6 protein-coding genes are annotated in these 5,002 nt (G+C 39.6%); 2 read left to right on the top strand and 4 right to left on the bottom strand.

The features are described 5' to 3' along the window. Window positions 1-18: 18 nt before the first annotated feature. A complete protein-coding gene (malQ, locus tag FJR37_RS26105) occupies window positions 19-1,536 on the bottom strand; it encodes a 4-alpha-glucanotransferase (RefSeq protein WP_168467515.1) in 1,518 nt (505 codons plus the stop codon). Between the two features lie 159 nt (window positions 1,537-1,695). On the opposite strand from malQ, the gene FJR37_RS26110 reads away from it, so the two are divergent. Then, window positions 1,696-2,130: an NUDIX hydrolase gene (locus FJR37_RS26110; RefSeq protein WP_168467516.1), complete on the top strand. Its 435-nt coding sequence runs from the start codon at window positions 1,696-1,698 to the stop codon at window positions 2,128-2,130. Between the two features lie 101 nt (window positions 2,131-2,231). On the opposite strand, the gene FJR37_RS26115 is transcribed toward FJR37_RS26110, so the two are convergent. The 3 genes from FJR37_RS26115 to tnpA form a co-directional block, all read right to left on the bottom strand. Next, window positions 2,232-2,705 (bottom strand): 6-aminohexanoate hydrolase, encoded by a 474-nt coding sequence (locus FJR37_RS26115; RefSeq protein ID WP_168467517.1) that lies wholly within the window; start codon window positions 2,703-2,705, stop codon window positions 2,232-2,234. Continuing rightward, a complete protein-coding gene (locus FJR37_RS26120) occupies window positions 2,702-2,878 on the bottom strand; it encodes a hypothetical protein (protein ID WP_168467518.1) in 177 nt (58 codons plus the stop codon). The genes FJR37_RS26115 and FJR37_RS26120 overlap by 4 nt, the downstream gene beginning before the upstream one ends. A 656-nt stretch (window positions 2,879-3,534) precedes the next feature. Further along, window positions 3,535-3,948 (bottom strand): IS200/IS605 family transposase, encoded by a 414-nt coding sequence (tnpA, locus tag FJR37_RS26125; protein ID WP_168467519.1) that lies wholly within the window; start codon window positions 3,946-3,948, stop codon window positions 3,535-3,537. A gap of 76 nt (window positions 3,949-4,024) precedes the next feature. On the opposite strand from tnpA, the gene FJR37_RS26130 reads away from it, so the two are divergent. Further along, on the top strand, window positions 4,025-5,002 hold a 978-nt coding region (locus FJR37_RS26130; protein ID WP_168467520.1), incomplete at its 3' end, for an RNA-guided endonuclease TnpB family protein.

Genomic DNA, 5,002 nt, shown 5'->3' on the forward strand with positions numbered 1-5,002 from the left:
AACTCCCCCTACTCCCTGTCACCTGTCACCTGCTTCCCTATAAGCGCGTCCGCAACGGAAAGTGAGAGTTTTTAGGCGATCGCTTAAATCTGGCGTTAATACCCCCGATTGGTAACGCCACTCCCAATTTCCCACCGCTGTACTGGGAAAATTCATCCGGGCTTGAGTCCCTAAACCTAATACATCCTGCAAAGGTATAATTGCTTGATTGGCAATAGAACTCAAAGCTAACCTAATTAAATCCCAGTTTATACCATCTGGACTGATACAACCCAAATACAACAATAGATTTTGCTTTTCGTAATCATTTGCAGCATTAAACCAGCCTACAGTCGTATCATTATCATGAGTACCAGTATAAACTACAGCATTTCGTGTGTAGTTAAAGGGTAAAAAAGGATTACCGGGATCAGAACCAAAGGCAAACTGCAACACTTTCATCCCTGGAAACTCAAACTGATCTCGCAGTGCTTCCACTTCTGGCGTAATAATTCCCAAATCCTCCGCCAAAACAGGTAACTTACCTAAACGCTTTCTAATTGCCTCAAATAAAGCCACTCCAGGTGCTTCAATCCATTTGCCATTCATGGCAGTCGTTTCTCCCTGGGGAACAGCCCAATAAGCCTCAAAACCCCGGAAATGATCAATGCGAATTATATCCACATAATCCAGCATCGCCTCAAAGCGTAATATCCACCATTTGAAATCTTGTTTTTGCAATTCTTCCCAGTTATAAACCGGATTTCCCCATAATTGACCAGTAGCGCTAAAGTAGTCGGGTGGAACTCCCGCCATTAAAGCCACTTCTCCCGTTTCTTCATCTAAGGCAAAAATCTCAGGATTAGCCCACACATCAGCACTATCATGGGCTACATAAATAGGGATATCACCAATAATCTCTATCCCATTGTCATTAGCATAGTTTTTCAGTTCTGACCACTGCCGGAAAAACTCATATTGAACAAACTTGTAATAAAAAATCTCCTCTGCTAATTCTTTTTCCATCTGAGCTAAAGCTGCTGGTTCACGCTTTGCCAATTCTGGTTCCCAATTGTACCAGCTTGCACCATTTTGGATATCTTTAAGAGCCATAAATAGCGCATAATTATTTAACCAATAGCCTTTATCAGCACAAAACTTAGCAAAAGCTTGTTTTTGAGTTGAATTTGCTTTAATTTTAAAATCCTCACAAGCTTTAATGAGCAGATTGACCTTAACAGGGATCACCTCATTAAAATCTACCTTATCTACAGTAAAATCTGGTAAATCAGCCAAATCTTCGGCAATTAACAAACCCTCCTCTAACAACTTCTCTGGACTAATCAAAAAGTAATTTCCAGCCATTGCGGAGTAGCACATATAAGGAGAATTACCGTAACCAGTCGGTCCTAGCGGTAAAACTTGCCAATATTGCTGCTGACTATTTTTGAGAAAATCAATAAACCGATAAGCTTCCAAACCCAAATCCCCAATACCAAACCGACTGGGGAAAGAAGTAGGATGTAGTAAAATACCACTTGATCTAGGAAAAGGCATATTTAACCTGAAATATAGGAAAACGTAATTTTTTATAAATCACGCATCGAATTTATCATGCCATAGCCAGCGTTGACTGTTCTGATTCATGAAGAAATAGAAATAACAGTAAACAATTAATACATAATCCAAAATCTAAAATCCAAAATCTAAAATTTTATGACTTACAGAAATCCTGCACCCACCGTTGATATCATTATTGAATTAATTGATAGACCTCATCGCCCCATTATCCTGATTGAAAGACATAATGAACCATTAGGTTGGGCGTTACCCGGTGGTTTTGTTGATTATGGTGAATCGGTGGAAAAGGCGGCAATTAGGGAAGCAGAGGAAGAAATAGGTTTAAAAGTAGAATTAGTCGAACAGTTATTAGTGTATTCTGATCCTAAGCGCGATCGCCGTCAGCATACGATTAGTATTGTCTTTTTAGCAACTGCTACGGGTGAACCTTTGGCGGGTGATGATGCTAAGAGTTTGGGTATTTTCTCGCCTTGGTGTGTTCCTGGTAATTTGTGTTTTGATCATGACCGGATTTTGCGGGATTATTGGCAATATAGAAATTATGGGATTCGTCCGAGGTTGGGGGTTTGAGATTGGAATGGGTTTCGCGCAAAGTCGCTAAGGAGCAAAGACGCAAATTCAGAGGAAGAAGAAATATGTAGGGGTAAAGCACAATGCTAAACCCAAGCTGTTTAATTTCCTGACTGTCTCAACAGATAGTCTAAAACTCGGTCAATTCGTTCCAATGCTGCATTAGTTGTCAATTGATATTCCTGAAACTGTGATTTCTGTTCTTCATAGTTTCGATCAAGTTTTAACATTAATGCTTCTAATCTTTCAGTTCTTGCCTTTGTTTCTTCTATCTCACTACCTGCTTTGTTAAATAGGCGCTGAGTATGAAAGATAAACTCATCAACTCTGCTTGATAATTGGTCAAGTTGTGTCTGAGTGCGGTCTTGTTTTGTACCTAACTCATCCAACATGATTTGAGTGCGGTCTTGTTTTGTACCTAACTCATCCAACATGATTTGAGTACGGTCTTGTTTTGTACCTAACTCATCAATCCGCCGATTAGCTGATTCAGCATAGGTAGCGGCTGAGATCAGTAGTTGACGAATGGTAGCAAATTCAGTTTCCACGCGGTCAAGTCTTTGTTCTGTAGTCATGTTAGTTCTTTTTGTTTTTGGTGTTTGCGCTTCGCTATGGCATCACTGATAAGTATTTTTACAATTTGGCTCATTGAGCGTTTTTCGTTTTTCGCTGCCGTTGATATTTCTGCATAAAGCTTTAAATCATCCTCATCAGTGAAATATATGTTTAGTCTTTTTCCTTCAGGCATAATGGCAATGCTGGGTATTTCTATGCTTTCATAAGAATACCCGGTAAGTGGGAAACGAGCGCGTCTTTAGACCTGAGAGGGAAACGACACGAGCGGTTTTAACCGCTGTGGATATTAAAATTAAAACCAGATTTTTGATTGGAACCTGGAAACCAACTCCCATTTCTGGGGTAATGTTAGCTAGATGCCTCCGGCACGCTGGCGCGAACGACCAGTTATAAGAGCTTTTTAGACTTGCAACACTGTTTCAGTGACCTTAAAACTGTTTAATTGCAAATGACAGAGCAGGGAACTAGTGAAGCAGCGCGGTCTTGGGGGTTTCCCCCATGAGCGACTGCTGAACCCCGAAGGGGCAACGCATTCCGGGGTGTCGTGACTCAAATAACGGCTACCATGAGAGTAAACTCAGGGTGGTCTGGTCAGTACGGCTTGCTTGATTACTCTTGCAAGCCCAGTCCCTTTAGGGCTGGGTTACTGACAGGTGCGATAATGCCAGATGGAGAAGTTTACAAAACATCTATAGATTTAGCTTAACCGACAGAAGCCCCACGTCTCACTCTTAGGAGCGTGGGATGAATGGCGCGTGAGTTGACGACAGTTCCCTGACTAATGTGCGTAGCACGAAGGAAGGGAACATGGAGGAAACGAACACTTTCTTATTCTTCCGGTGAATTTTGATTTTCAATATATTTTCGTAACGTTGAGATAGTTACCCCACCACAACTAGCTACAAAATAAGACCCATTCCAAAAAACATCTTTCCAATAAATTTCGGCTAAATGTTCCGAAAATTCTTGGCGTAACTTCCTAGAAGAAACTGATTTAAGATTATTTATCAGTTTGCTTAATTCTAAGTCCGGGTGGTATTGAAATAAGCAATGGATATGATCCTCTTCTCCATTGAACTCCACAAGCTTGCAATCCCATTTAACTAATAGCTCTTCTAAAATGACGTGCAGCCGCCGTAACATCTCTCCAGTAAAGGCTTTACGCCTATATTTTGTCGTTAAAACTAGATGTACTTTTAAGTCGCTGACCGACCTTCCCTTTAAGACAAAATCATTTTTCATGAGCCTCTTGCCATATCTCTTGCAATTGGTGTATACTAAAATGGTAACACCAATACAAGAAAAAGGCAATAATCAGGTGCGGACATCCTACCAATACAAAATTAAACCAACAAAAGAGCAAGCAGAAAAGATTGATAAAACACTAGAAATGTTGCGGTATCAATATAATTATTTGCTGGCTCAACGGTTTCATTGGTATGAACAAAACCGTTCTCCTATTGATAAATGTTCCATTTTCGTTTGCTATCTACCAGAACTCAAGGATAAACCAAATTATTACAGTCAAAAAGCATCATTAACTCAACTTAAAAAAGACCGTCCTTGGTACACAACAATTCATTCTCAGGTGCTACAGGAAGTCCCTAAAAAAGTTGAGTTAGCCTTTGACCGATGGTTAAAAGGCGATGTAAATGGTAAGAAATCTGGAAAACCTAGATTTAAAGGTGCGGGGCAATATAAAACTTTCACTTTCCCCCAATTCAAGCAACATCACTTTGTTAATAACAGAATCACGTTATCAAAAATAGGTGATATTAAAGTAATTGTTCATCGTCAAATACCCGATGGGTTTAATATTAAAACTGTGTCTGTCACTAAAAAAGCAGACGGGTATTATGTAACTCTAAGTCTTGACGACAAAACAGTTCCAACGATTAAACCTGATTTTAATGCTAATAATATTGTTGGTATTGATGTAGGTTTAATAGATTTTATCGTCACTTCAGACGATGAAAGAATTGCCGCCCCTAAGTTTTTGCGTAAAGCTGAACGTAAATTACAGTCAGCACAACGTCGTGTTTCTCGTAGGAAGAAAGGATCTAATCGTCGTAAAAAAGCTATTAAAAAACTGGGTATTCAACACAAGAAAGTATCAGATACCCGCAAAGATTTTCATTTTAAAACTGCAAACAATCTACTGAAAAAATATGATGTAGTAGCTGTTGAAAAGTTAAACATCAAGGGACTTGCTAGAACAAGATTGGCAAAAAGTATTAACGATGCCGGTTGGGGACAATTTATTTCAATACTAACAGTCAAAGCCGAAAATGCTGGG

This window comes from Aphanizomenon sp. UHCC 0183 (assembly GCF_009712065.1).
Classification (GTDB): domain Bacteria; phylum Cyanobacteriota; class Cyanobacteriia; order Cyanobacteriales; family Nostocaceae; genus Dolichospermum; species Dolichospermum heterosporum.

Bases quoted from the DNA above. Each gene is read 5' to 3' on its own strand.
- malQ (WP_168467515.1), bottom strand. From the start codon at position 1,536: ATGCCTTTTCCTAGATCAAGTGGTATTTTACTACATCCTACTTCTTTC.
- FJR37_RS26110 (WP_168467516.1), top strand. From the start codon at position 1,696: ATGACTTACAGAAATCCTGCACCCACCGTTGATATCATTATTGAATTA.
- FJR37_RS26115 (WP_168467517.1), bottom strand. From the start codon at position 2,705: ATGACTACAGAACAAAGACTTGACCGCGTGGAAACTGAATTTGCTACC.
- FJR37_RS26120 (WP_168467518.1), bottom strand. From the start codon at position 2,878: ATGCCTGAAGGAAAAAGACTAAACATATATTTCACTGATGAGGATGAT.
- tnpA (WP_168467519.1), bottom strand. From the start codon at position 3,948: ATGAAAAATGATTTTGTCTTAAAGGGAAGGTCGGTCAGCGACTTAAAA.